Raw genomic sequence first — 23,755 nt, forward strand, 5'->3', positions numbered from 1 at the left:
TCACTGTGTGGCTTTATTGGAAAGTTAGTTTTTCCCAGTTTCGTCTCTTCACGGGAGGTATCTCTATGAAAAAAATCAGTCATCTTTGTATGCTCCTGCTCTTGCTGTGTACTACGTTTTTTGTCTTGAATGTAAATGTTACACGAGAAATAGTGCGGATTCAGGAGATGGGCAAGACAACTTATTCATTTGACTTGTACTTGAAAGATGTCACTAAACCGACAGAAACGATTCTCCAATTTTTTGAAGAGGTTGCAAGCCAAGACAAGGTCTCTATTATCAAAGTAGATAATGGCGATGAGGTCGTCAAGGCTGGTGTTTTTGATAAGGAAACCTTCCCCTATCAGGAGTTCGGTCTGACTTCTCTTGATTTTTCAAAGAATGAGAAGGGAGTCTACAGCAACCAGGATCTTCCCAATAATCTAGGAACCATTCCCACCTTTTTAAAGGTGAAACTCATTCGACTCCAGACCTTCCAATCCTATATTGAGGATAAATCCCATACTGTAAATGGACGCTACATGATTACCTCCAGCAAAGAGATAGATCGCGATACCATTCTACAAAAGTGGAGTGATTTTTTCCAGATAGATAAGACGATTTTATTAGAACCCACTTACCGAAGTCAGGTTGGAGTGCTAAATCAAGAGTTGTTACTATCTATCATTATCTTTATCTTGGCAATCTTGCTTGTGATTTTAATGACAGTTTATCAGCCGATGATGGAGATGAAACGAGTGGGGGTTCAAAAGTTACTTGGTTTTCAAAGCAGGGCGATTTTAGCTGGTTTTGTAAAGACTAATTTTTATCTTCTCTTGGGTGGAAGTCTTGTCATTGACTTGGGACTATTTTTAGTGCTGGACTACAGGCCAAAACTTTTGTTTCCAAGTTTACTCTTATCCCAATTTCTGCTTTTACAGTTGTATTTGTTCATCAGTTGGCTGACCTACCTGATGATTCAGAAAATGACAGTCAGTTCCATGTTGAAAGGTTTTTCATCTGTCAAACTTGGTCTCATCTTCAATTATGTGATGAAAATAGGGACAACTATTTTACTGACGGCCTTACTGATTGGGGTGGGGAGAAGTCTAGAACAGCAAAACAAAGAGCTTGCTTATCAGCAACAGTGGGTAAGTCAAGGTAATTACCTGACCTTAGAAACCTTCAAACTCAATGATAATCTGTGGCAAGAAGAGCTAGCAGGGTCAGGGAAATCTACAGATTATTTCTATCGATTTTATCAGGATTTGGTAGAAAAAACGCAGGCGGGCTATGTGCAGAGTAGCAGTCTTCCTGTAAAAAATTTTGTCCAATCAGAACAGATTCAGCAATATCAGTTAACAGATACGGTGGATGTTTACTATGCCAATCGCAATTTTCTAAAGAGCAAGGGATTCAAGCTACCAGATACCGGTATTAAAAAAGTTATTTTGATGCCAGCAAGTACGAAAGGTGAAGAAGATAAAAATCAGCTCTTGGGGAAGTTAATTGCCTTTCATTCGATGAAGTATGAAGAGCAGCAAAAACGAACGATAGAGGAGATGGATGTCGAGATTGCCTATTATGAAGGAGATTGGTCATTTTTCCCATATAGTGATAAGCGAAAGGAAAATCTCTCCAATCCAATTATTAGCTTGGTCAATGATTCTGATATGATGTGGGATGAGAAAGCCTCCCTGTCAACAACTGGCTTAAATAATCCGATTAAAATTGAAAATACGGTTCAACATCAAAAAGAGATTACAGAGTTAGTTGAGAAATTGTCAGATGGAAATTATTTAAAATTTTCATCTATTCAAGCCATTCAACAAGAGAAAGTGGATTCTTATCGGGATTCTGTTCGTAATTTTAACGTTCTTTTTGCCTTATTTGCTCTTCTCAGTATGATTGTCTCCTACTTTTTACTCGTTACTACTTTCTTGTTGAAGCGCAGGGATATCATTACCAAGAAGTTTATGGGGTGGAAACTGGTCGATCGCTACCGTCCTCTCCTCGTTCTGCTCTTGCTGGGCTATAGTCTCCCTCTTCTAGTATTGATTTTCTTTGCCCATGCGTTCTTGCCACTTCTGCTGTTTGCAGGCTTTACATGTCTGGATATACTATTTGTGTTAGCCTTGGCTTCTAGGATGGAGAAAAGAAGTCTAGTAGAATTATTGAAAGGGGGCATCTTATGATTGAGTTGGAAAATATTACCAAAGTCATTGGGGGAAAAGTGATTTTGGATAACTTGTCTCTCAGGATTGATCAGGGGGATTTGGTAGCCATTGTTGGTAAGAGTGGTAGTGGTAAGTCGACCTTGTTAAATTTATTAGGTTTGATAGATGGTGATTATAGCGGACGGTATGAGATTTTTGGTCAGACAAATCTAGCGGTCAATTCTGCTAAGTCGCAAACAATAATCCGTGAACATATCTCTTATCTGTTTCAAAATTTTGCCCTGATTGATGATGAAACGGTCGAGTACAATCTTATGCTGGCACTGAAATATGTGAAATTGTCCAAGAAAGACAAGCTCAAAAAGGTGGAAGAGATTTTAGAGAGAGTAGGTTTGTCAGCTACTTTGCATCAAAAGGTCTCCGAGTTGTCTGGTGGCGAACAACAACGAATTGCAGTTGCTAGAGCCATCTTAAAACCCAGCCAGCTGATTTTAGCCGATGAACCAACAGGTTCGCTGGACCCTGAAAATAGAGATTTGGTCTTGAAGTTTCTCTTAGAGATGAATCGAGAGGGGAAAACAGTCATTATTGTGACCCACGATGCTTATGTAGCCCAACAATGTCATCGTATCATTGAATTGGGCGAGGGAAAATGAGTTCGTTCAGCTCCTTTTGACTGACTGAATACTCATATTTTCCAAAGAGAAATAGCATAAATACGCCTAGAAATGACATTTTTATGTAGTATTTCTAGGTTTTTTTGTTTTAAACTGAAAAAATTTTCAATTTAGGCTTGACAAACGATGAGGATAGTAGTATTATTTATACAACTAAAAAGAATAAACATAAAGGAGGCTTTGTTATGAATAAGATGAAGAAGGTGTTGATGACGATGTTTGGTTTAGTGATGCTCCCCCTACTATTTGCTTGTAGTAACAATCAATCGGCTGGAATTGAAGCTATCAAGTCTAAAGGAAAATTGGTTGTAGCCCTCAATCCGGATTTTGCTCCATTTGAATACCAAAAAGTGGTTGATGGGAAAAATCAGATTGTGGGTTCAGATATCGAATTAGCTAAGGCTATCGCAACAGAACTAGGTGTCGAATTGGAACTATCTCCTATGAGTTTTGATAATGTATTGGCTAGTGTTCAATCAGGAAAAGCCGACCTTGCCATATCTGGTGTTTCTAAGACAGACGAACGGAGCAAGGTGTTTGACTTTTCAATTCCCTACTATACTGCAAAAAATAAGCTCATTGTCAAAAAATCTGACTTGGCCACTTATCAGTCTGTAAATGACTTGGCGCAGAAAAAGGTCGGAGTGCAGAAAGGTTCGATTCAAGAGACGATGGCGAAAGACCTGCTACAAAATTCTTCCCTCGTATCTCTGCCTAAAAATGGGAATTTAATCACAGATTTAAAATCAGGGCAAGTGGATGCAGTTATCTTTGAAGAACCTGTTGCCAAGGGATTTGTGGAAAATAATCCTGATTTAGCAATTGCTGAAATTGAGTTTAATCAAGAAAAGGATGATTCCTACGCGGTCGCCATGAAAAAAGATAGCAAGGAATTGAAAGAGGCAGTCGATAAAACCATTCAAAAATTGAAGGAGTCTGGGGAATTAGACAAACTCATTGAGGATGCATTTAAAGCATCCATTGAAAAATAGAAAGAAGGAAAAGAACATGAGTAAAGAAAAAGTAATTTTGGCCTATTCTGGCGGTTTAGACACATCAGTTGCTATTACCTGGTTGAAGAAAGACTATGATGTTGTTGCAGTTTGTATGGATGTGGGTGAAGGGAAAGACTTAGATTTCATCCATGATAAGGCTCTTCAGGTTGGGGCAGTCGAATCTTATGTCATTGATGTTAAGGACGAATTTGCTACAGATTATGTGCTAGTGGCTCTTCAGTCACATGCCTACTATGAACAAAAGTATCCCTTGGTATCTGCCTTGAGCCGCCCTCTCATTTCTAAAAAATTGGTTGAAATAGCGCATCAGACAGGAGCGACTACAATTGCTCATGGTTGTACAGGCAAGGGGAATGACCAAGTACGTTTTGAAGTATCGATTGCAGCCTTGGATCCCAATTTAAAAGTGATTGCACCAGTTCGTGAATGGAAATGGTCTCGGGAGGAAGAAATTCATTATGCCAAGGAAAATGGGGTGCCTGTTCCTGCTGACCTTGACAATCCCTACTCTGTCGACCAAAATCTTTGGGGACGTGCCAATGAGTGTGGTATTTTGGAAAATCCATGGAATCAGGCTCCAGAAGAAGCCTTTGGCATCACAACTTCTCCAGAGCAAGCTCCAGATATGCCAGAATACATTGATATTGAGTTTAGTGAAGGTGTCCCTGTTTCCCTCAATGGAGAAGTGTTAAAATTGGCAGATTTGATTCAAAAACTCAATGAAATAGCTGGAAAACATGGGGTCGGACGGATTGATCACGTGGAAAATCGTTTGGTTGGGATTAAATCAAGAGAAATCTATGAGTGTCCAGGCGCAGTGGCCTTGCTGACAGCTCATAAGGAAATTGAGGACTTGACGCTTGTGAGAGAAGTGGCTCATTTTAAACCAATCATAGAAAATGAATTATCAAATCTCATTTATAATGCTTTGTGGTTTAGTCCGGCTACGCAAGCCTTGATTGCTTATATTAAAGAGACCCAAAAAGTTGTCAATGGAACTGCAAAAGTCAAACTGTATAAGGGGAGCGCTCAGGTCGTGGCTCGGAAATCACCAAATTCTCTTTACGATGAAAATTTGGCGACTTATACTAGTGCAGATACCTTTGACCAAGATGCGGCTGTTGGCTTTATTAAGTTGTGGGGACTTCCAACCAAGGTTCATTCTGAGGTTCAAAAAAGCGCCAAATAGGGCGATTGGATAGAGAGGTGGATGTGATATGGCTAAGAATACAAAATTATGGGGTGGTCGCTTTGAAGGTACTGTCGAAGACTGGGTAGAGCGCTTTGGTGCGAGTATATCTTTTGACCAGAAATTAGCTAAATTTGATGTGATTGGTTCCTTAGCCCACGTTCAGATGTTGGGTCAGACGGGCATTTTGAGTTTGGAGGAGTCAGAAAAGATCCAAGCAGGCTTGAAAGAGCTCTTAGAAGAGCTAGAGGAAGGACAACTTGATTTTGATATTGCAAACGAAGATATTCATATGAATATGGAAGTGTTGCTGACAGAAAAAATTGGTTCCCTTGCAGGGAAGTTACACACAGCTCGTTCTCGAAATGACCAAGTTGCGACAGATATGCACTTGTATCTCAAGGAGCAACTAGGCCATGTCCTAGATAAACTGGCCCATCTCAAGGGTGTTTTATTAGATTTGGCGGAAAATCATGTGGAGACGATCATGCCGGGCTATACCCATCTGCAACATGCCCAGCCTATTAGTTTTGCCCACCATCTGATGGCTTACTACAATATGTTTCAGAGAGACAGTGAACGTTTTGAATTTAACCAGAAGCATACAGACCTATGCCCTCTAGGTGCAGCAGCTTTGGCAGGGACGACTTTCCCCATTGATCGCCAATTGTCTAGCGATTTGTTAGAGTTTAAGCAACCTTATACAAATTCTTTGGATGCTGTTAGTGACCGCGATTTTATCTTAGAATTTCTGTCTAATGCCAGCATACTCATGATGCATATGAGCCGTTTTTGCGAAGAAATGATCAATTGGTGTAGTTTTGAGTACCAATTCATTACCTTGTCAGATACGTTTACAACAGGTTCCTCTATTATGCCACAAAAGAAAAATTCAGATATGGCTGAGTTGATTCGAGGAAAGACTGGTAGAGTTTATGGGAATCTGTTTGGACTATTGACAGTCATGAAGTCCTTGCCCTTAGCTTATAATAAGGATCTGCAAGAGGATAAGGAAGGAATGTTTGATACGGTCGAAACGATTTTAAATTCCCTCGATGTATTGGCAGGTATGTTATCTAGCTTGCAGGTAAACAAGGAAAAAATGCAAGAGTCGACAGAGAAGGACTTTTCAAATGCAACTGAGTTGGCAGATTATTTGGCAGGGAAAGGCTTGCCATTTAGAGAGGCTCATGAGGTTGTGGGAAGATTAGTGTTAGACTCTATCAAGTCTGCTAAAAATATTCAAGACTGGACTTTGGAGGAATTGCAAACCTATCATTCCCTCATTGCTGAGGATATTTATGTCTACTTGCAACCTAAAACTGCGGTTCAAAGACGAAATTCCTTGGGAGGTACAGGATTTGACCAAGTCAAATACCAGATAGAACAAGCTAAGAAAGCGAATGAAGCTAGAAAGTGATAGATTGATAGGTTCAGAATAAGAGGTGGTAACTTCTAAAACTAACTTCCAGTTTCCCCCAACCTAGCTTTTAGTATGAGAAAAACGCGTGAAATTAGTGGAAATCCGTATTAGACTAACTTCCGCTGGTTTTCTTTTTCTTGATATATAAGGGTTCAAAAGCGAAAAGACACAGAAAAAAGTGCACGACAAATAGCCCTAAAACAGAGTCGTCTTAGAGTAACTTCCAGTTGCTAGCGTTTAGTTTGAGACTTTTCGCACGAAAAGTCTCAGGCTTAATTCTAGCATAATTCGTCGTCTGAGACTAACTTCCAGTTTTGGGAGAGAGCTGGAAGTTACTTTGAGAAGTTACGCAGAACAAGAGGTTGGTCGATTGACAACCTCTTTCTTGTCTTCTCTAACCAAGCATGTTATAATGAATACTGCTCAAGCGACCTTCAATCGTTAAGCACACACGACCTTCAATCGTGAACTAGTCATTTCGTTTATCTTTTATTACGTCGTTAACTCGAAATGAGATGCAAGCTTAGCTTGTCTGATTTATAACCTCAATCAGTCTCCCAGACTGATTGAGCGAACTCAAGTTATGCCTGCGACTCGTTGCCTAGTCCTAAAAGCAAACGAAAAGACTATACTCGAAGAAATTCTATTGAAAGTCATAGTAAATAGAATTTTGAGGGGTATAAATAAACGAATAGATGGGAGACTTACCATGAGTGATAACTCTAAAACACGTGTTGTTGTGGGGATGAGTGGTGGTGTTGATTCGTCGGTGACGGCTCTTCTTCTCAAGGAGCAGGGCTACGATGTGATCGGTATCTTCATGAAGAACTGGGATGACACAGATGAAAACGGCGTCTGTACGGCGACCGAAGATTACAAGGATGTGGCTGCGGTGGCAGACCAGATTGGCATTCCCTACTACTCTGTCAATTTTGAAAAAGAGTACTGGGACCGCGTTTTTGAGTATTTCCTAGCGGAATACCGTGCAGGGCGCACGCCAAATCCAGACGTTATGTGTAACAAGGAAATCAAGTTCAAGGCCTTTTTGGACTATGCCATGACCTTGGGGGCAGATTATGTTGCGACTGGGCATTATGCTCGAGTAGCGCGTGATGAGGATGGCACTGTTCACATGCTTCGTGGCGTGGACAATGGCAAGGACCAGACCTATTTTCTCAGCCAACTTTCGCAAGAGCAACTTCAAAAAACCATGTTTCCATTGGGACATTTGGAAAAGCCTGAAGTTCGCAGATTAGCAGAAGAAGCAGGCCTTGCGACTGCTAAGAAGAAAGACTCGACAGGAATTTGCTTTATCGGAGAAAAGAACTTTAAAAACTTTCTCAGTAACTACTTGCCAGCTCAGCCTGGTCGCATGATGACTGTGGATGGTCACGATATGGGCGAGCATGCAGGTCTTATGTACTATACGATTGGTCAGCGTGGAGGTCTCGGTATCGGTGGCCAACATGGTGGTGACAATGCCCCTTGGTTCGTTGTCGGAAAAGACCTGAGCAAGAATATCCTCTATGTAGGCCAAGGTTTCTACCATGATTCGCTCATGTCAACCAGCCTAGAAGCCAGTCAAGTCCACTTTACTCGTGAGATGCCAGAGGAATTTACGCTAGAATGCACAGCAAAATTCCGCTACCGTCAGCCTGATTCTAAGGTGACCGTCCATGTCAAAGGAGATAAGGCAGAGGTTATCTTTGCAGAACCGCAACGCGCGATTACACCAGGTCAGGCAGTTGTCTTTTACGATGGCGAAGAATGTCTAGGTGGTGGTTTGATTGACAATGCTTACCGAGATGGACAAGTTTGTCAGTACATTTAGATTGACAAATTTTCTCAATTTGCTACAATAATAAAAGCAATAGAAATGATGGTCAAAGCTCATGGATGTTGCAGGCTTTTTTGTCCTGCACCTCTTTGGAGTTTTGACTGTTTTTGTGTCGTTTAAGGGAAAGGATAGAAATGACTCAACAAGACTTTCGGACAAAAGTAGGCAATACGGTTTTTGGTGTTCGGGCGACAGCTTTGATTGTCCAAAATCGTAAGCTTCTAGTCACCAAAGATAAGGGCAAGTATTACACAATTGGTGGTGCTATCCAAGTCAATGAAAGAACGGAAGACGCGGTAGTCCGCGAAGTGAGGGAAGAACTGAGTGTTAAAGCTCAAGCTGGGCAGCTAGCTTTTGTGGTTGAAAATCATTTTGAACAGGACGGTGTTTCCTATTACAATATCGAGTTTCATTATCTGGTGGACTTGCTTGAAGATGCTCCATTGACCATGCAGGAAGACGAAAAAACGCAGCCTTGTGAGTGGATTGACATAGACAAGATTAAGGGTATCAATCTAGTTCCAGCCTTTCTAAAAACAGCCCTGCCAGATTGGGACGGCCAACTAAGACACATTCATCTTGAGAAATAGGAGAGAAATATGACATATCATTTTACTGAAGAATACGATATTATTGTAATTGGTGCGGGACACGCTGGGGTTGAGGCTTCCTTGGCTGCTAGCCGTATGGGATGCAAGGTCTTGCTTGCGACCATTAACATTGAAATGCTGGCTTTCATGCCTTGTAATCCCTCTATCGGTGGTTCTGCCAAGGGAATTGTCGTGCGTGAAGTTGATGCCCTCGGTGGCGAGATGGCCAAGACCATTGACAAGACTTACATCCAGATGAAGATGCTCAACACTGGGAAAGGTCCTGCCGTTCGTGCCCTTCGTGCGCAGGCTGACAAGGAGCTTTACTCTAAGGAGATGCGCAAGACAGTTGAAAATCAAGAAAATCTGACCCTTCGTCAGACCATGATTGATGAGATTTTGGTGGAAGATGGCAAGGTTGTCGGTGTTCGTACAGCGACTCATCAAGAGTATGCTGCCAAGGCTGTTATCGTGACGACAGGAACAGCCCTCCGTGGGGAAATTATCATCGGAGACCTCAAGTACTCATCAGGTCCTAACCACAGCTTGGCTTCTATTAACCTTGCTGACAATCTCAAGGAATTGGGCCTCGAAATTGGTCGTTTCAAGACAGGAACTCCTCCACGTGTCAAGGCTTCTTCTATCAATTACGATGTGACAGAAATTCAGCCAGGAGACGAAGCTCCTAATCACTTCTCTTACACTTCACGTGATGAGGATTATGTCAAGGATCAGGTGCCATGCTGGTTGACCTATACCAATGGTACCAGTCATGAAATTATCCAAAATAACCTCCACCGTGCGCCTATGTTTACAGGTGTGGTCAAGGGAGTGGGACCTCGTTACTGCCCGTCGATTGAGGATAAGATTGTGCGCTTTGCGGACAAGGAACGTCACCAACTCTTCCTTGAACCAGAAGGGCGCAATACTGAGGAAGTCTATGTTCAAGGACTTTCAACCAGTCTGCCTGAGGATGTCCAGCGTGACTTGGTTCATTCCATCAAAGGTTTGGAAAATGCAGAGATGATGCGAACAGGTTATGCCATCGAGTACGATATGGTCTTGCCTCATCAATTGCGTGCAACTCTGGAAACCAAGAAAATCTCAGGTCTTTTCACTGCTGGTCAGACAAATGGAACGTCAGGTTACGAAGAAGCTGCTGGGCAAGGGATTATCGCAGGTATTAATGCGGCTCTGAAAATCCAAGGCAAGCCTGAGTTGATTTTGAAGCGCAGTGACGGTTATATCGGGGTCATGATTGATGACTTGGTGACCAAGGGAACGATTGAGCCTTATCGCCTTTTGACCAGTCGTGCTGAATACCGCCTCATCCTCCGTCATGACAATGCTGATATGCGTTTGACTGAGATGGGACGTGAGATTGGTCTTGTGGATGATGAACGCTGGGCTCGTTTTGAAATCAAGAAAAATCAATTTGAAAATGAGATGAAACGCCTAGACAGTATCAAACTCAAGCCAGTCAAGGAAACCAATGCCAAGGTTGAGGAGATGGGCTTTAAACCGTTGACCGATGCAGTGACAGCCAAGGAATTCCTTCGCCGTCCAGAAGTTTCTTACCAAGATGTGGTAGCTTTTATAGGACCAGCTGCAGAGGACTTGGATGATAAGATTATCGAATTGATTGAAACAGAAATCAAATACGAAGGCTATATTTCCAAAGCCATGGATCAGGTTGCTAAGATGAAACGCATGGAAGAAAAACGCATTCCAGCCAATATCGATTGGGATGACATTGATTCTATTGCAACCGAAGCTCGTCAGAAGTTCAAACTCATCAATCCAGAAACCATCGGCCAAGCCAGCCGTATTTCGGGAGTAAACCCAGCAGATATTTCTATTTTGATGGTGTATTTGGAAGGTAAAAATCGTAGTATTTCAAAAACTCTTCAAAAATCAAAATGATACGTCGTCGGCTTCGGCTCACCTAACTCAAGTTATGATTTCACCTAGCCTTCTAGTCTGATTTCGATTTTTATTGAGTTTCAATCTCAAAAGAAAGCATAGAGAAAAACAGCTCCGAAAAATCGGGGCTGTTTTGTTGACTTATTCTTCATCTGGTGTGAGGATCATCGGGATGATAATCGGTTCACGTTCTGTATTTTCATAGAGGAAGGGGCGAATAGCGTTGACAATGGCACCATTGACAGATTGCACGCTAGCGTCCTTGTTTTTCAGTGCGATACGAATTGCATTGAAGAGGATGCGTTGGCTTTGGCGAATCAAGTCTCCAGACTCTCTCATATAGACAAAGCCTCGACTGAGGATGTCTGGACCAGATAGAATCATCTGCGACTTGAAGTCAACAGTTGCGACTGCCAGAACGACACCGTCTTCAGATAGATCACGACGATCTTTGAGGACAGCAGCACCGATTTCACCGATACGATTTCCATCGACATAGATGTCTTGGGCGTTGAAATGACCTGCGATACGAGCTGAGTCAGCAGTAAGGGCAAGCACATCACCATTGCTCATGATAAAGATATTGTCCTTCTCAACACCAGTATCCACTGCTAGTCCAGCGTGGACTTTTTGCATGCGGTATTCACCGTGGACAGGCATGAAGTATTTTGGCTTAATCAAGCGGAGCATAAGTTTTTGCTCTTGCTGGCCACCGTGTCCAGATGTATGGATATTGTTAACCTTACCGTGGATAACTTCGACACCAGCTTCTGAAATGATGTTAATCAGCTTGTTGACGCTAGTCGTATTTCCAGGGATTGGACTTGAAGAGAAGATAACGGTATCGCCGGGTTGGAGTTGCACCTGACGGTGGGTTCCGTTGGCGATACGAGAGAGGGCCGCCATAGGCTCACCCTGACTACCTGTACAGAGGATCAGAATTTCTCCTGCAGGGTAGTCTTTGATTTCATTTGGCTCGATAAAGGTTCCCTTAGGAGCTTTTATGTAACCAAGCTCAATTCCGTTGACAATGGCCTTTTCCATCGAACGACCAAAGACTGCAATCTTACGTCCAGTCTTAACAGCGGCTTCTGTTGCTTGCTGGAGACGGAAGATATTTGAGGCAAAGGATGCAAAGATGATACGTCCCTCTATGCCTTGGATAATCTTCATGATGGACTGGCCAACGACTTTTTCAGAGTTGGTAAAGGTTGGCACTTCCGCATTTGTTGAGTCAGACAGGAGACAGAGCACGCCTTCTTCACCAAGCGCAGCCATACGGTGCAAATCTGCTGGTTCACCAACTGGTGTTAAGTCAAACTTGAAGTCACCCGTACAGACAATTTTCCCTTGAGGAGTATGAATGACAATCCCCAAAGGTTCTGGAATAGAGTGTGTAGTTCTAAAGAAAGTTGCCTTGAGATTTTTAAAGGTCAACTCAGTGTTGTGGTTGATTTCGTAAAGTTTGGCGTTGCGCAAGAGGCCGTGTTCTTCGAGTTTCCCACGGATCAAAGCCAAGGCAAGCGGTCCAGCATAGATAGGGACATTTGCTTGCTTGAGCAGGAATGGAATCCCACCGATGTGGTCCTCGTGTCCGTGGGTAATCAAAACAGCCTTGACGCGGTCGATGTTGTCTACGATGTAAGAGTAATCAGGAATAACGTAGTCGATACCCAGCAAGTCATCTTCTGGGAATTTAATCCCAGCATCGACGATGATAATCTCATCTTGGTATTCAATCCCGTAAGTGTTTTTCCCGATTTCTCCCAGACCACCGATGGCAAAAACGCCGACTTCTTCAGGTTTAAGAGTGTAGGCCATATTAGAACTCCGTAATTTCGAAGGCGCCAGTTTCTTTTTCGTAATCTAGCAATTTGTCAGACAAGAGTTCGATATACTCGATATTGTACTCTGGGCGATTTTCTTCGACAAGTTGGCGAGCAGCGATGCGACCCTCAAGTTCTGAGCTGGCATCGATGTCTAGGTAAAGTGCGCGTGTTGTTTCACGGCGTGGGCTACGTTCTTTTGTTTCTTGATAAAAAACTTTGTAAATCATATAGTTCCTTTCTATTTACAGGTCAGCTTATTCCAAACTTTTAGCATAGATTTGCTTGATTTCATTCCATTTTGTGTCTAGATTGACCTTGATTCGTTACAATTATTTCAATTATACCACAAAATGAAAAATTAGTAAAAGACGGAAACGAGAAAGTCATGGGACGATTTGCTGGGTAAGCGCTTGCAAAAATAAAGAAAATGTGTTATGTTGATAATGGAAGTGAAACTTATCGCTTGTCATAATTCCATATAGATTTTAAGTCAAGGAGGTTGCCCTATGTATAACTTATTTGCTTTTGCTATTGGAGCTCGCTTGGTAGCTTTTATTGTTTTTGTTGCTTGCGTTTATGGAGGGAATCTTCTATTTGCCAAACTAGAACGACGACAAAGCAAGTTCTTGTGGAAAATTACCTTTGTGACTCTCTACTCGCTTTTTCTCCTCCTCGTAACCTATGTCGTTTGGTTTGTATTTTACTTTGGATTAAATGCTTAGATGCCCTGCTCATGCTAGGGCCTTTTTGTTTTGGGATAAAGATAGTAAATTCATGATACAAAAATTCCACCTCTTCTATCGAGATGAGGTGGTCTTTGCATTTTTCTAAAATGACATGACAATGGAATTTTCAGTGCTTATTAGTTTTATATTAATGATTCTTCTGCTCAAAAATAGAGTTGAAGACTAAAAACAAAACAATACAAACAGATAAATCGAATGGTAAAAGGATAGTAGTAATGTTCAAATCATTGAGAATGCTGAGCAAACTGTAAGAGATGAAGACAATAAAATTTATCCTTCTAAAAATGTGTCTTTTATCTAGCATGACTTACCAAACTTTTTACGGAGATCTTTCCCAATGGTATAAGCTGCCATAAATAAAGCGATACCAACACCTGCACCAAAACCACCCTTGATTTCTTGCAATTCCTTATTAGAAATTTCACGATAGTTGTTCAAATCTTTCATCATATTAATCTCCTCCTAAAAAATAACCAGCTGCCAAACCAGAACCTACAAGTGCTGTTCCACCTGCAATAGCTTTCCAAGATACTGCTACTCCAAAGATAACCAAGGGAGCGAGACCACCATCAATATCTGATAATTCATTTTCAGATAGGGATAAAAATTGATTGTCAAGAACGTCAAAATTTGTCATTGAACTTTCCTCCTTTTTTCTTGTTCACTTTTATATTCGGAAAAGAAAAGGAAAAGTGAAAATTTTTTAAATTTTATTTGCGAATTGTTTTTGGGCTAAATATAGGCATTTTTGTTTGGGGGCAAAGAAAATTCCCATGTGCTAGCTTTTGTAGTATAATAGTAAGCAGACAAAAAGATAGGAATGTGTTATGAAAGTATTAGCTTTTGATACGTCCAGCAAGGCTCTTTCTCTCGCTATTTTAGAGGACAAGCAGGTTCTTGCCGAGACGACGATTAATATTAAGAAAAATCACAGTATTACCCTCATGCCTGCCATCGATTTTTTGATGGCAAGTTTGGACTGGACACCCAAGGACTTGGATCGAATCGTGGTGGCAGAGGGGCCAGGTAGCTACACAGGCTTGCGAATTGCGGTCGCAACGGCTAAGACTTTGGCTCATACCCTGAACATTGAGTTAGTTGGTATGTCTAGCCTCTTGGCTCTGGTGCCCTACCAACAAGAAGGCTTGTTCGTTCCTTTGATGGATGCGCGTCGTAACAATGTTTATGCAGGATTTTATGAAAATGCCAAACCTGTCATGCCAGAAGCGCACCTGCCTTTTGAGCGAGTGATTGAGCTAATCAAGGGGGCTAGTCAGGTAACCTTTGTCGGAGAAGTTGGAACCTTTGTGGAGCAGATTCAAGAACACTTGCCAAGGACTAATTTCAAAGAAACCTTGCCAAATGCAGCTAATCTAGCTCTCTGGTCCTGGGACAAGGAAGCAGACTCCTTGCATGATTTTGTGCCTAACTACCTCAAGCGTGTCGAGGCTGAGGAAAACTGGCTCAAGAACCATACCGAGTCTGGCGAGTCTTACATTAAACGCCTATGATAGAAATCAAACGAATCCAACAGCGACCTGACTTGGCTCAAGCCATCTACGCTGTTATGATAGCTGTTTACCCAGTCAGTCCTTGGACGCTGGAACAAATTCAAGCAGACCTGTCCCAAGATCAGACTTGGTATGCTCTGGCTTATGATGGGGCCGAAGTGATTGGATTTCTAGCTGTGCAGGAAAATATCTTTGAGGCAGAAGTCTTGCAAATCGCTGTTAAAGGAGACTATCAGGGTCAGGGAATTGCGTCAGCCTTGTTTTCTCAATTGCCGACAGACAAGGAGATTTTTCTCGAAGTCAGAAAGTCAAATCAACGAGCGCAAGCATTTTACAAGAAAGAAAAGATGGCAGTCATCGCTGAGCGAAAGGCCTACTACCATGACCCGGTCGAGGACGCCATCATCATGAAGAGAGAAATAGATGAAGGATAGATATATTTTAGCATTTGAGACATCCTGTGATGAGACCAGTGTTGCCGTACTGAAAAACGACGATGAACTCTTGTCCAATGTCATTGCCAGTCAAATTGAGAGCCACAAACGTTTTGGGGGCGTAGTGCCTGAAGTAGCCAGTCGTCACCATGTCGAGGTCATTACAGCCTGTATCGAGGAGGCTCTGGTAGAAGCAGGAATTACGGAAGAGGACGTGACAGCTGTGGCTGTTACCTATGGACCAGGCTTGGTCGGAGCCTTGCTAGTTGGCTTGTCAGCTGCTAAGGCCTTTGCTTGGGCACATGGACTTCCACTTATCCCTGTTAACCACATGGCTGGTCACCTCATGGCAGCTCAGAGCGTGGAGCCTTTGGAGTTCCCCTTGTTAGCACTTTTAGTAAGTGGTGGGCACACAGAGTTGGTCTATGTTTCCGAGGCTGGTGATTACAAGATTGTTGGGGAAACCCGTGATGATGCGGTTGGCGAGGCCTATGATAAGGTCGGCCGTGTCATGGGCTTGACCTATCCTGCTGGTCGTGAGATTGACGAGCTAGCTCATCAGGGACAGGATATTTATGATTTCCCTCGTGCCATGATTAAGGAAGATAATCTGGAGTTTTCATTCTCAGGTTTGAAATCGGCCTTTATCAATCTTCACCATAATGCAGAGCAAAAGGGAGAAAGCTTGTCTACAGAGGATTTGTGTGCTTCCTTCCAAGCAGCTGTCTTGGATATTCTTATGGCTAAAACCAAGAAAGCTTTGGGAAAATACCCTGTTAAAACTCTAGTTGTGGCAGGTGGCGTGGCAGCCAATAATGGCCTCAGAGAACGCCTAGCAGCTGAAATCACAGATGTCAAGGTTATCATCCCTCCACTGCGCCTCTGCGGAGACAATGCAGGTATGATTGCCTACGCCAGCGTCAGCGAGTGGAACAAAGAAAACTTTGCAAGCTTGGATCTCAATGCAAAACCAAGTCTCGCTTTTGATACCATAGAATAAGGAGTCAGCTTAAAGCTGGCTTTTTTCCTTTTTTAAATGTCAGAATATTTTGACAAATGAGTGTAAATAATGATATACTATATAAAAAATAGGAGGTGGCAAGATGATTGAGAGAATGGAATTGGGGGAATTTTACAAGGAATTGCGCTTGGCGAGAAAACTCAAGCAGTCAGATGTGGCCTGTGAGGGACTAACAGCTTCTCAGTTGTCCAAGTTTGAACTAGGGCAGTCTATGCTATCTGCGGACAAGCTAATCCTAGCTATCCAAGGGATCAATGTGACCTTTGATGAATTTGGGCACAAACTCAACAACTATCAAGAATCTCCACATATGCGATTTGGCAGAAAGGTTGTGGATCGCTTTGCCCACCAAGATATCGCTGGCTTAGAGCAACTGTTGGAGGAAGTCGAGCGAGAACAGATGGCAGAGACCTATCGTCGTTTGAATGCCATTGTGATTAAAGATGCACTCCATTCCTTAGATAAAAGCTATCCGCTAGCAGAGGAGGATAGCGAGTTTTTAACTACCTACCTCTACGCTATTGAGTCTTGGACCTGGTTTGAACTCTATATATTCTGTAATACCATGCCTTTCTTGAGCAATCAAGATTTGATATTTTTATCAACCACTTTACTTGAGAAATCTAAGGAATTTAAAGAGTTGGTACATAATAGACTGTATATGAAAAGTGGATTTCTGAATATTATATCAGAGCTCATGGAGCGCAAACTTTTCTCTTACATCCCAATCTTTGAAGCTGAGCTGGAGAGTATGCTTCGTCCATACGATGTTTTTGAAAAAGTATTGTGGCAATTTTTAAAGAAAATGAGTATTTTCCTTCAAACCAAAGGAAACAATCAAAAAGAGATTGAACACTTTATCCAATCTCTGCAAGTATTAGAAAATCCACAATTGATAGCCCTCTTCGAATTGCGTTTTCAGCAATACAAAGAACTTATCGATTAGTTAGAAACGGGAAAATGATAATAATCTCAGCAACGATTGTCAATAATGTTAAAATTTGTTTTTTCATAGTTTCTCCACTCCTCATTAGTAATAACTTTATTATACCAGTGAAATAATCAAATCTACTAAAATCGCAAATCTGAAATTTCTATAAGAAAAAATATCAAATATGCGATTTTTTAAAATAAGCCAATTTCTGTGTTATATTATCTTTGTAAAGTACTTCAAGCAAATCCTAAGTCGCAGAAGTGGTTTATAGATGAGAATTCGTACAGTATATGTTTAATTCTGAGCATAATGTAAATGGCTGGACTAAAAGTGAAACTTGGCGTCCTAGATAAAATGAGGTAAACGATGGAAAAACAAAGTCAGTTACAAATTTTAATTCATTCCCTGTACAGTAATAAAGAAATTAGCTTGACGGAAGAATTTAGGAAGCAATTGCTGGAGACAGCGAAACAGTTTTCTAGTACTAGTGAAGATTTGTTAGCTGCACGTCTCTCATTTGCCGTCTCTAAAGAATTATTGGGCTTTAAAGGTGAACCGCCGACAGAGTTGTTGGATTTAGCAAAAATTGTCCAAAAGAAAGAAGCCAAATACAAGCAGGGAATAGTATGGTCTGGTATTTTTAAGATATGATTCATTATAAATACGGTATTAACGGTTGTATAATGGATGAATCTAAAATGAAAAAGAATATAAGCAAGGCTTGGACCTCAATGCCAAACCAAGTCTCGCCTTTGATACGATGGAATAAAATGGAGTCTGTCTGATTACAATCAGCAGACTTTTTTCTCTTTCCTGAATGTGTTATAATAGTCCATGCTGTGGCTGGAACTGATTCAGCCCATTTATTAAGATAATATGAGGAGAAAGATGAAAGAAAAAGGATTTTGGGAGGGGGCACAGGCAGCCATGCCAACGGCCCTTGGTTATGTCAGTATCGGGCTGGCCTGTGGGATTATTGGTGCGCCCTATGTGACACCTGTTGAGATGGGCTTGATGAGCCTCTTTGTTTATGCTGGGAGTGCTCAGTTTGCCATGCTGGCATTGATTGCGGTTCAAGCTCCTGTGGCAGCTATTGCTATGACGGTCTTTTTGATTAATTTACGTCTCTTTTTGTTGAGTTTGCATGCGTCAACCTATTTCCGTCATACCAGTCTTTGGCACAATATCGGTATGTCTAGTATCTTGACGGATGAGACTTATGGCGTTTTGATGGGCGAATTGGCCCATACAGACAAGGTCAATCCTATGTGGATGCACGGGAACAATCTCAACAGCTATGTGGCTTGGTTTGTGGGAACAGTAGTCGGAACGGCTCTGGGTGGTCTGCTGCCAAATCCAGAGATCTTTGGTTTAGATTTTGCTCTTGTTGGGATGTTCATCGGAATTTTTGCTTCGCAATTCCAGATTATGCAAAGACGAATTCCTGTCCGCAATCTGCTCATTATCCTAGCAGTTGTTGCGGTATCCTTCTTTTTACTCTTGACAGTGGTGTCTCAGTCACTAGCTGTTCTGTTTGCGACGCTACTTGGTTGTACAATGGGGGTGGTTTTAGATGGTCAGTAAGTATCTTTTATTAGCAGTTATTTTCTCTGGTCTTGTGACTTGGATTCCCCGTATGATTCCCTTCATCTTGGTCAAGTATAAGGGTTTGCCTGCGATTGTTGAGCGTTTTTTGAAGTTCTTGCCCGTTTCTATTATCTTTGCCTTGATTCTTTCAAGCGTAGTAACAGGCAAGGTTGGGAGTCTTCCTCAAATCAAATGGCTGGACTTCTTAGCAGTATTTCCGACGGCTTGGGTAGCCTTTCGCTACCGTAATCTAGTCGGAACGGTTCTCTTTGGAGTGGTCTTAATTGCAGTCTTGCGTTTGATCTTTTAATACTCTTCGAAAATCAAATTCAAACCACGTCAGCGTCGCCTTACCGTACTCAAGTACAGCTTGTGGCTAGCTTCCTAGTTTGCTCTTTGATTTTCATTGAGTATAAATCAGCCATAAAGAAAACTTATCACAGAGATAGATATCATATAATGGCGTAAATGGTCTTTTTCTGTTAAGATTATAAGGTATTCTATTTTGGAGGAAATGACATGAAAAAAATCGTTAAATACTCATCTCTTGCTGCCCTAGGGCTTGTTGCTGCAGGTGTGCTTGCGGCTTGCTCAGGTGGTGCTAAGAAAGAAGGAGAAGCAGCTAGCAAGAAAGAAATTATCGTTGCAACTAATGCTACACCAAAACCATTCAACTATGAAGAAAATGGCGAATTGACTGGTTACGAAATTGAAGTGGTTCGCGCTATCTTTAAAGACTCTGACAAGTATGATGTCAAGTTTGAGAAGACAGAGTGGTCAGGAGTCTTTGCAGGACTTGATGCCGACCGTTACAATATGGCTGTTAGCAACATCAGCTACACTAAAGAACGTGCTGAAAAATACCTTTATGCAGCTCCAACTGCTAAAAACCCTAACGTTCTTGTAGTGAAAAAAGATGACCCTAGCATCAAATCGCTTGATGATATCGGTGGAAAATCAACAGAAGTTGTTCAAGGGACAACTTCTGCTAAACAGCTAGAAGACTACAACAAACAACATTCAGATAATCCAACTGTCCTAAAGTATACTAAAGCAGACTTCCAACAAATCATGGGACGCTTGAGCGATGGCCAGTTTGACTACAAGATTTTTGATAAAATCGGTGTTGAAACAGTCATCAAGGACCAAGGTTTGGACAACTTGAAAGTGATCGAACTTCCAAGCGACCAACAACCTTATGTTTACCCACTTCTTGCTAAAGGTCAAGATGAGTTGAAAACATTTGTAGACAAACGTATCCAAGAACTCTACAAAGACGGAACTCTTGAAAAATTGTCTAAACAATTCTTTGGAGACACTTATCTACCAGCAGAAGCTGATATTAAATAATTTCTTGAAATCATCCATTCTGAGTAGATGGGTGATTTCTCAGTTTTTAGGGATATAGTTTTAAACTATATATCTGACTATCTAATAACAATTTGTGAAATCAAACAAATTGTGAGATACTAGTACGGTATTATTTTTAAAGGAGATAGAATCATGAAAATCAAAAAATGGCTTGGTGTAGCAGCCCTTGCTACAGTCGCAGGTTTGGCTCTTGTAGCTTGCGGAAACTCAGAAAAGAAAGCAGACAATGCAACAACTATCAAAATCGCAACTGTTAACCGTAGCGGTTCTGAAGAAAAACGTTGGGATAAAATCCAAGAATTGGTTAAAAAAGACGGCATTACCTTGGAATTTACAGAGTTCACAGACTACTCACAACCAAACAAGGCAACTGCTGATGGCGAAGTAGATTTGAACGCTTTCCAACACTACAACTTCTTGAACAACTGGAACAAAGAAAATGGGAAAGATCTTGTAGCGATTGCAGATACTTACATCTCTCCAATTCGCCTTTACTCAGGTTTGAATGGAAGTGACAACAAGTATACTAAAGTGGAAGACATCCCAGCAAACGGAGAAATCGCTGTACCGAACGATGCTACAAACGAAAGCCGCGCGCTTTACTTGCTTCAATCAGCTGGCTTGATTAAATTGGACGTTTCAGGAACTGCTCTTGCAACAGTTGCTAACATCAAAGAAAATCCAAAGAACTTGAAAATCACTGAATTGGACGCTAGCCAAACAGCTCGTTCATTGTCATCAGTTGACGCTGCCGTTGTAAACAATACCTTCGTTACAGAAGCAAAATTGGACTACAAGAAAGCACTCTTCAAAGAACAAGCTGATGAAAACTCAAAACAATGGTACAACATCATTGTTGCGAAAAAAGATTGGGAGTCATCACCAAAAGCTGATGCTATCAAGAAAGTTGTTGCAGCTTACCATACAGATGAAGTGAAAAAAGTTATCGAAGAAACATCAGACGGTTTGGATCAACCAGTTTGGTAATAAGAAACAGGGAGGTGGGAGAGAAAATTCCACCTCTTGCTTTTGTATAGAGCATGGATTGTCAGGAAGAGTAGTTCATAGAAAGGTAGAGAGAATATGGTTTTTCCTAGCGAACAAGAACAGATTGAAAAATTTGAAAAGGATCATGTAGCCCAGCATTATTTTGAGGTTTTGCGTACTTTGATTTCTAAGAAATCAGTCTTTGCCCAGCAGGTTGGACTTAAGGAAGTCGCAAATTATCTGGGTGAGATTTTCAAGCGTGTGGGGGCTGAAGTGGAGATTGATGAGACTTACATGGCGCCTTTTGTCATGGCGCATTTCAAGAGTTCGCGTCCAGATGCCAAGACCCTAATTTTCTATAACCACTATGACACTGTGCCAGCGGACGGAGATCAGGTCTGGACAGAGGATCCTTTTACGCTTTCGGTGCGCAATGGCTTTATGTATGGGCGTGGGGTTGATGACGACAAGGGTCATATCACAGCTCGCTTGAGTGCTTTGAGAAAATACATGCAGCACCATGATGATTTGCCTGTCAACATTAGTTTTATCATGGAGGGAGCAGAGGAATCGGCTTCGACAGACCTGGATAAGTATTTGGAAAAACATGCGGATAAACTCCGTGGAGCGGATTTGTTGGTCTGGGAACAAGGGACAAAAAATGCCTTGGAACAGCTAGAAATTTCTGGTGGAAATAAGGGGATTGTGACCTTTGATGCCAAGGTAAAAAGTGCTGATGTGGATATCCATTCGAGTTATGGTGGGGTTGTGGAATCAGCTCCTTGGTACCTCCTTCAAGCCCTACAGTCTCTTCGTGCCACAGATGGCCGTATCTTGGTTGAAGGTTTGTACGAAGAAGTTCAAGAACCAAATGAAAGAGAATTGGCCTTGGTGGATACCTATGCCCAACGAAATCCAGGGGAAATCAGCCAGATTTATGGTTTGGAATTGCCTCTTTTACAAGAGGACCGCGGAGCCTTTCTAAAACGATTCTTTTTTGAGCCAGCCCTTAATATCGAAGGGATCCAGTCAGGTTATCAAGGGCAAGGAGTTAAAACGATTTTGCCAGCAGAAGCCAGTGCTAAGCTAGAGGTTCGTTTGGTTCCTGGCCTAGAACCGCATGATGTTCTGGAAAAAATTCGGAAACAGCTAGACAAAAATGGCTTTGATAAGGTAGAATTATACTATACCTTGGGAGAGATGAGCTATCGCAGCGATATGAGCGCGCCAGCCATTCTCAATGTAATCGAGTTGGCCAAGAAATTCTATCCACAGGGCGTTTCAGTCTTGCCGACGACAGCTGGGACAGGGCCAATGCATACGGTCTTTGATGCCCTAGAGGTGCCAATGGTGGCCTTCGGTCTAGGAAATGCTAATAGTCGAGACCACGGTGGAGATGAAAATGTGCGAATCGCCGATTACTACACCCATATTGAATTAGTAGAGGAGCTAATTAGAAGCTATGAGTAGAGATATTATCAAGTTAGATCAGATCGATGTGACTTTTCACCAAAAGAAGAGAACCATCACAGCGGTCAAGGATGTGACCATTCACATCCAAGAAGGGGATATCTACGGAATCGTTGGATATTCTGGAGCAGGGAAATCAACCCTTGTACGGGTGATTAACCTCTTGCAAAAACCATCTGCAGGGAAAATTACCATTGACGACGATGTGATTTTTGATGGCAAGGTGACCTTGACGGCAGAACAGTTGCGTCGTAAACGTCAAGATATCGGAATGATTTTCCAGCATTTTAACCTGATGAGCCAAAAGACAGCAGAGGAGAATGTAGCCTTTGCCCTTAAACATTCTGGACTCAGTAAGGAAGAAAAGAAGGCTAAAGTAGCCAAGTTGTTGGACTTGGTTGGCTTGGCAGATCGTGCTGAAAACTACCCTTCACAACTATCTGGAGGGCAAAAACAGCGTGTGGCCATTGCGCGTGCCTTGGCAAATGATCCAAAAATCTTGATTTCAGACGAGTCAACTTCTGCCCTTGACCCTAAGACAACCAAGCAGATTTTGGCCTTGTTGCAAGATTTGAACCAAAAATTAGGCTTAACTGTTGTCTTGATTACGCATGAAATGCAGATTGTCAAAGATATTGCCAATCGTGTGGCAGTTATGCAGGATGGGCATTTGATTGAAGAGGGTAGCGTCCTTGAAATCTTCTCAAATCCTAAACAAGCTTTGACTCAAGACTTTATCTCAACAGCTACAGGCATTGATGAAGCTATGGTCAAAATTGAGAAGCAAGAAATCGTGGAACACTTGTCTGAAAACAGTCTCTTGGTTCAACTCAAGTACGCAGGTGCTTCAACAGACGAGCCACTTTTGAATGAATTGTACAAGCGTTACCAAGTAACGGCTAATATCCTCTATGGCAATATCGAAATTCTCGATGGTACTCCTGTTGGAGAATTGGTTGTGGTCTTGTCAGGTGAAAAAGCAGCGTTGGCAGGTGCCCAAGAAGCCATTCGTCAAGCAGGCGTACAGCTAAAAGTATTGAAGGGAGGACAGTAA

General features: G+C 41.9%; 24 protein-coding genes. 20 read left to right on the top strand and 4 right to left on the bottom strand.

The features are described 5' to 3' along the window. Positions 1 to 65 precede the first annotated feature (65 nt). From HT689_RS03270 to mnmG, 8 genes are all read left to right on the top strand, one after another. Positions 66 to 2,174 carry a bacteriocin-associated integral membrane family protein gene (locus HT689_RS03270; protein WP_173225018.1) on the top strand — a complete coding sequence of 703 codons (2,109 nt, stop codon included), beginning with the start codon at positions 66 to 68 and terminating at the stop codon, positions 2,172 to 2,174. After that, the gene (locus tag HT689_RS03275) at positions 2,171 to 2,812 is read left to right on the top strand and encodes an ABC transporter ATP-binding protein (RefSeq protein WP_173225021.1); all 642 of its coding nucleotides are present in this window, start codon (positions 2,171 to 2,173) and stop codon (positions 2,810 to 2,812) included. Before HT689_RS03270 ends, HT689_RS03275 begins: the two co-directional genes overlap by 4 nt. Positions 2,813 to 3,018: 206 nt before the next feature. Beyond that, positions 3,019 to 3,825, top strand: coding sequence for an ABC transporter substrate-binding protein (locus tag HT689_RS03280; RefSeq protein WP_173225024.1), 807 nt, complete (start codon positions 3,019 to 3,021; stop codon positions 3,823 to 3,825). Between the two features lie 16 nt (positions 3,826 to 3,841). After that, positions 3,842 to 5,038 (top strand): argininosuccinate synthase, encoded by a 1,197-nt coding sequence (locus tag HT689_RS03285; protein ID WP_173225027.1) that lies wholly within the window; start codon positions 3,842 to 3,844, stop codon positions 5,036 to 5,038. Positions 5,039 to 5,066: 28 nt separating this feature from the next. Beyond that, positions 5,067 to 6,458, top strand: coding sequence for an argininosuccinate lyase (gene argH, locus HT689_RS03290; protein WP_173225030.1), 1,392 nt, complete (start codon positions 5,067 to 5,069; stop codon positions 6,456 to 6,458). Between the two features lie 712 nt (positions 6,459 to 7,170). After that, positions 7,171 to 8,292 carry a tRNA 2-thiouridine(34) synthase MnmA gene (gene mnmA / locus HT689_RS03295; protein WP_173225033.1) on the top strand — a complete coding sequence of 374 codons (1,122 nt, stop codon included), beginning with the start codon at positions 7,171 to 7,173 and terminating at the stop codon, positions 8,290 to 8,292. Positions 8,293 to 8,432: 140 nt separating this feature from the next. Further along, positions 8,433 to 8,888 (top strand): NUDIX hydrolase, encoded by a 456-nt coding sequence (locus HT689_RS03300; RefSeq protein WP_172930787.1) that lies wholly within the window; start codon positions 8,433 to 8,435, stop codon positions 8,886 to 8,888. Between the two features lie 9 nt (positions 8,889 to 8,897). Further along, positions 8,898 to 10,811: a tRNA uridine-5-carboxymethylaminomethyl(34) synthesis enzyme MnmG gene (mnmG, locus tag HT689_RS03305; RefSeq protein WP_000220956.1), complete on the top strand. Its 1,914-nt coding sequence runs from the start codon at positions 8,898 to 8,900 to the stop codon at positions 10,809 to 10,811. A gap of 141 nt (positions 10,812 to 10,952) precedes the next feature. On the opposite strand, the gene HT689_RS03310 is transcribed toward mnmG, so the two are convergent. Then, positions 10,953 to 12,632, bottom strand: a complete 1,680-nt coding sequence (locus tag HT689_RS03310; RefSeq protein ID WP_060805918.1) for a ribonuclease J — start codon at positions 12,630 to 12,632, stop codon at positions 10,953 to 10,955. 1 nt (position 12,633) lies between these two features. Further along, positions 12,634 to 12,867, bottom strand: coding sequence for a DNA-dependent RNA polymerase subunit epsilon (locus HT689_RS03315; protein WP_000639572.1), 234 nt, complete (start codon positions 12,865 to 12,867; stop codon positions 12,634 to 12,636). A gap of 279 nt (positions 12,868 to 13,146) precedes the next feature. On the opposite strand from HT689_RS03315, the gene HT689_RS03320 reads away from it, so the two are divergent. Continuing rightward, on the top strand, positions 13,147 to 13,362 hold the full coding sequence (locus HT689_RS03320; protein ID WP_173225036.1) for a hypothetical protein: 216 nt from the start codon (positions 13,147 to 13,149) through the stop codon (positions 13,360 to 13,362). A 321-nt stretch (positions 13,363 to 13,683) separates the two neighbouring features. Here HT689_RS03320 and cibB read toward each other — a convergent pair whose 3' ends face one another. Beyond that, complete coding sequence (gene cibB / locus HT689_RS03325) at positions 13,684 to 13,836, bottom strand: fratricide two-peptide bacteriocin subunit CibB (RefSeq protein WP_070528467.1); 153 nt, start codon at positions 13,834 to 13,836, stop codon at positions 13,684 to 13,686. 1 nt (position 13,837) lies between these two features. Then, the gene (gene cibA / locus HT689_RS03330) at positions 13,838 to 14,023 is read right to left on the bottom strand and encodes a fratricide two-peptide bacteriocin subunit CibA (protein WP_000180843.1); all 186 of its coding nucleotides are present in this window, start codon (positions 14,021 to 14,023) and stop codon (positions 13,838 to 13,840) included. A 190-nt stretch (positions 14,024 to 14,213) separates the two neighbouring features. On the opposite strand from cibA, the gene tsaB reads away from it, so the two are divergent. The 11 genes from tsaB to HT689_RS03385 all read left to right on the top strand — a co-directional run bounded on the left by tsaB (position 14,214) and on the right by HT689_RS03385 (position 23,755). Next, on the top strand, positions 14,214 to 14,897 hold the full coding sequence (gene tsaB / locus HT689_RS03335) for a tRNA (adenosine(37)-N6)-threonylcarbamoyltransferase complex dimerization subunit type 1 TsaB (RefSeq protein ID WP_173225039.1): 684 nt from the start codon (positions 14,214 to 14,216) through the stop codon (positions 14,895 to 14,897). Then, positions 14,894 to 15,331 (top strand): ribosomal protein S18-alanine N-acetyltransferase, encoded by a 438-nt coding sequence (rimI, locus tag HT689_RS03340; protein WP_173225043.1) that lies wholly within the window; start codon positions 14,894 to 14,896, stop codon positions 15,329 to 15,331. The genes tsaB and rimI overlap by 4 nt, the downstream gene beginning before the upstream one ends. Continuing rightward, positions 15,321 to 16,331: a tRNA (adenosine(37)-N6)-threonylcarbamoyltransferase complex transferase subunit TsaD gene (gene tsaD, locus HT689_RS03345; protein ID WP_173225046.1), complete on the top strand. Its 1,011-nt coding sequence runs from the start codon at positions 15,321 to 15,323 to the stop codon at positions 16,329 to 16,331. The genes rimI and tsaD overlap by 11 nt, the downstream gene beginning before the upstream one ends. 103 nt (positions 16,332 to 16,434) lie before the next feature. Next, complete coding sequence (locus tag HT689_RS03350; protein ID WP_173225049.1) at positions 16,435 to 17,298, top strand: XRE/MutR family transcriptional regulator; 864 nt, start codon at positions 16,435 to 16,437, stop codon at positions 17,296 to 17,298. Between the two features lie 354 nt (positions 17,299 to 17,652). After that, positions 17,653 to 17,937, top strand: coding sequence for a hypothetical protein (locus HT689_RS03355; protein WP_173225052.1), 285 nt, complete (start codon positions 17,653 to 17,655; stop codon positions 17,935 to 17,937). Between the two features lie 237 nt (positions 17,938 to 18,174). Continuing rightward, a complete protein-coding gene (locus HT689_RS03360; RefSeq protein WP_000659737.1) occupies positions 18,175 to 18,870 on the top strand; it encodes an AzlC family ABC transporter permease in 696 nt (231 codons plus the stop codon). Next, a complete protein-coding gene (locus HT689_RS03365; RefSeq protein WP_125415531.1) occupies positions 18,860 to 19,183 on the top strand; it encodes an AzlD domain-containing protein in 324 nt (107 codons plus the stop codon). The genes HT689_RS03360 and HT689_RS03365 overlap by 11 nt, the downstream gene beginning before the upstream one ends. A 209-nt stretch (positions 19,184 to 19,392) precedes the next feature. Beyond that, a complete protein-coding gene (locus tag HT689_RS03370; RefSeq protein WP_004254995.1) occupies positions 19,393 to 20,223 on the top strand; it encodes an amino acid ABC transporter substrate-binding protein in 831 nt (276 codons plus the stop codon). A 153-nt stretch (positions 20,224 to 20,376) separates the two neighbouring features. Beyond that, on the top strand, positions 20,377 to 21,231 hold the full coding sequence (locus tag HT689_RS03375) for a MetQ/NlpA family ABC transporter substrate-binding protein (RefSeq protein ID WP_125455845.1): 855 nt from the start codon (positions 20,377 to 20,379) through the stop codon (positions 21,229 to 21,231). 96 nt (positions 21,232 to 21,327) lie between these two features. Continuing rightward, positions 21,328 to 22,701: a M20/M25/M40 family metallo-hydrolase gene (locus HT689_RS03380; protein ID WP_173225054.1), complete on the top strand. Its 1,374-nt coding sequence runs from the start codon at positions 21,328 to 21,330 to the stop codon at positions 22,699 to 22,701. Next, a complete protein-coding gene (locus HT689_RS03385; RefSeq protein ID WP_173225057.1) occupies positions 22,694 to 23,755 on the top strand; it encodes a methionine ABC transporter ATP-binding protein in 1,062 nt (353 codons plus the stop codon). Before HT689_RS03380 ends, HT689_RS03385 begins: the two co-directional genes overlap by 8 nt.

Source organism: Streptococcus sp. 2342, assembly GCF_013276795.1.
In the GTDB taxonomy this organism is placed as follows: domain Bacteria; phylum Bacillota; class Bacilli; order Lactobacillales; family Streptococcaceae; genus Streptococcus.

Coding starts and splice junctions, on each gene's coding strand:
- mnmG (WP_000220956.1), top strand. CDS start 8,898: ATGACATATCATTTTACTGAAGAATACGATATTATTGTAATTGGTGCG.
- HT689_RS03300 (WP_172930787.1), top strand. CDS start 8,433: ATGACTCAACAAGACTTTCGGACAAAAGTAGGCAATACGGTTTTTGGT.
- HT689_RS03375 (WP_125455845.1), top strand. CDS start 20,377: ATGAAAATCAAAAAATGGCTTGGTGTAGCAGCCCTTGCTACAGTCGCA.
- HT689_RS03275 (WP_173225021.1), top strand. CDS start 2,171: ATGATTGAGTTGGAAAATATTACCAAAGTCATTGGGGGAAAAGTGATT.
- HT689_RS03280 (WP_173225024.1), top strand. CDS start 3,019: ATGAATAAGATGAAGAAGGTGTTGATGACGATGTTTGGTTTAGTGATG.
- rimI (WP_173225043.1), top strand. CDS start 14,894: ATGATAGAAATCAAACGAATCCAACAGCGACCTGACTTGGCTCAAGCC.
- HT689_RS03350 (WP_173225049.1), top strand. CDS start 16,435: ATGATTGAGAGAATGGAATTGGGGGAATTTTACAAGGAATTGCGCTTG.
- HT689_RS03285 (WP_173225027.1), top strand. CDS start 3,842: ATGAGTAAAGAAAAAGTAATTTTGGCCTATTCTGGCGGTTTAGACACA.
- HT689_RS03370 (WP_004254995.1), top strand. CDS start 19,393: ATGAAAAAAATCGTTAAATACTCATCTCTTGCTGCCCTAGGGCTTGTT.
- HT689_RS03355 (WP_173225052.1), top strand. CDS start 17,653: ATGGAAAAACAAAGTCAGTTACAAATTTTAATTCATTCCCTGTACAGT.
- mnmA (WP_173225033.1), top strand. CDS start 7,171: ATGAGTGATAACTCTAAAACACGTGTTGTTGTGGGGATGAGTGGTGGT.
- HT689_RS03380 (WP_173225054.1), top strand. CDS start 21,328: ATGGTTTTTCCTAGCGAACAAGAACAGATTGAAAAATTTGAAAAGGAT.
- HT689_RS03310 (WP_060805918.1), bottom strand. CDS start 12,632: ATGGCCTACACTCTTAAACCTGAAGAAGTCGGCGTTTTTGCCATCGGT.
- cibA (WP_000180843.1), bottom strand. CDS start 14,023: ATGACAAATTTTGACGTTCTTGACAATCAATTTTTATCCCTATCTGAA.
- argH (WP_173225030.1), top strand. CDS start 5,067: ATGGCTAAGAATACAAAATTATGGGGTGGTCGCTTTGAAGGTACTGTC.
- tsaB (WP_173225039.1), top strand. CDS start 14,214: ATGAAAGTATTAGCTTTTGATACGTCCAGCAAGGCTCTTTCTCTCGCT.
- HT689_RS03365 (WP_125415531.1), top strand. CDS start 18,860: ATGGTCAGTAAGTATCTTTTATTAGCAGTTATTTTCTCTGGTCTTGTG.
- cibB (WP_070528467.1), bottom strand. CDS start 13,836: ATGATGAAAGATTTGAACAACTATCGTGAAATTTCTAATAAGGAATTG.
- HT689_RS03360 (WP_000659737.1), top strand. CDS start 18,175: ATGAAAGAAAAAGGATTTTGGGAGGGGGCACAGGCAGCCATGCCAACG.
- tsaD (WP_173225046.1), top strand. CDS start 15,321: ATGAAGGATAGATATATTTTAGCATTTGAGACATCCTGTGATGAGACC.
- HT689_RS03270 (WP_173225018.1), top strand. CDS start 66: ATGAAAAAAATCAGTCATCTTTGTATGCTCCTGCTCTTGCTGTGTACT.
- HT689_RS03320 (WP_173225036.1), top strand. CDS start 13,147: ATGTATAACTTATTTGCTTTTGCTATTGGAGCTCGCTTGGTAGCTTTT.
- HT689_RS03385 (WP_173225057.1), top strand. CDS start 22,694: ATGAGTAGAGATATTATCAAGTTAGATCAGATCGATGTGACTTTTCAC.
- HT689_RS03315 (WP_000639572.1), bottom strand. CDS start 12,867: ATGATTTACAAAGTTTTTTATCAAGAAACAAAAGAACGTAGCCCACGC.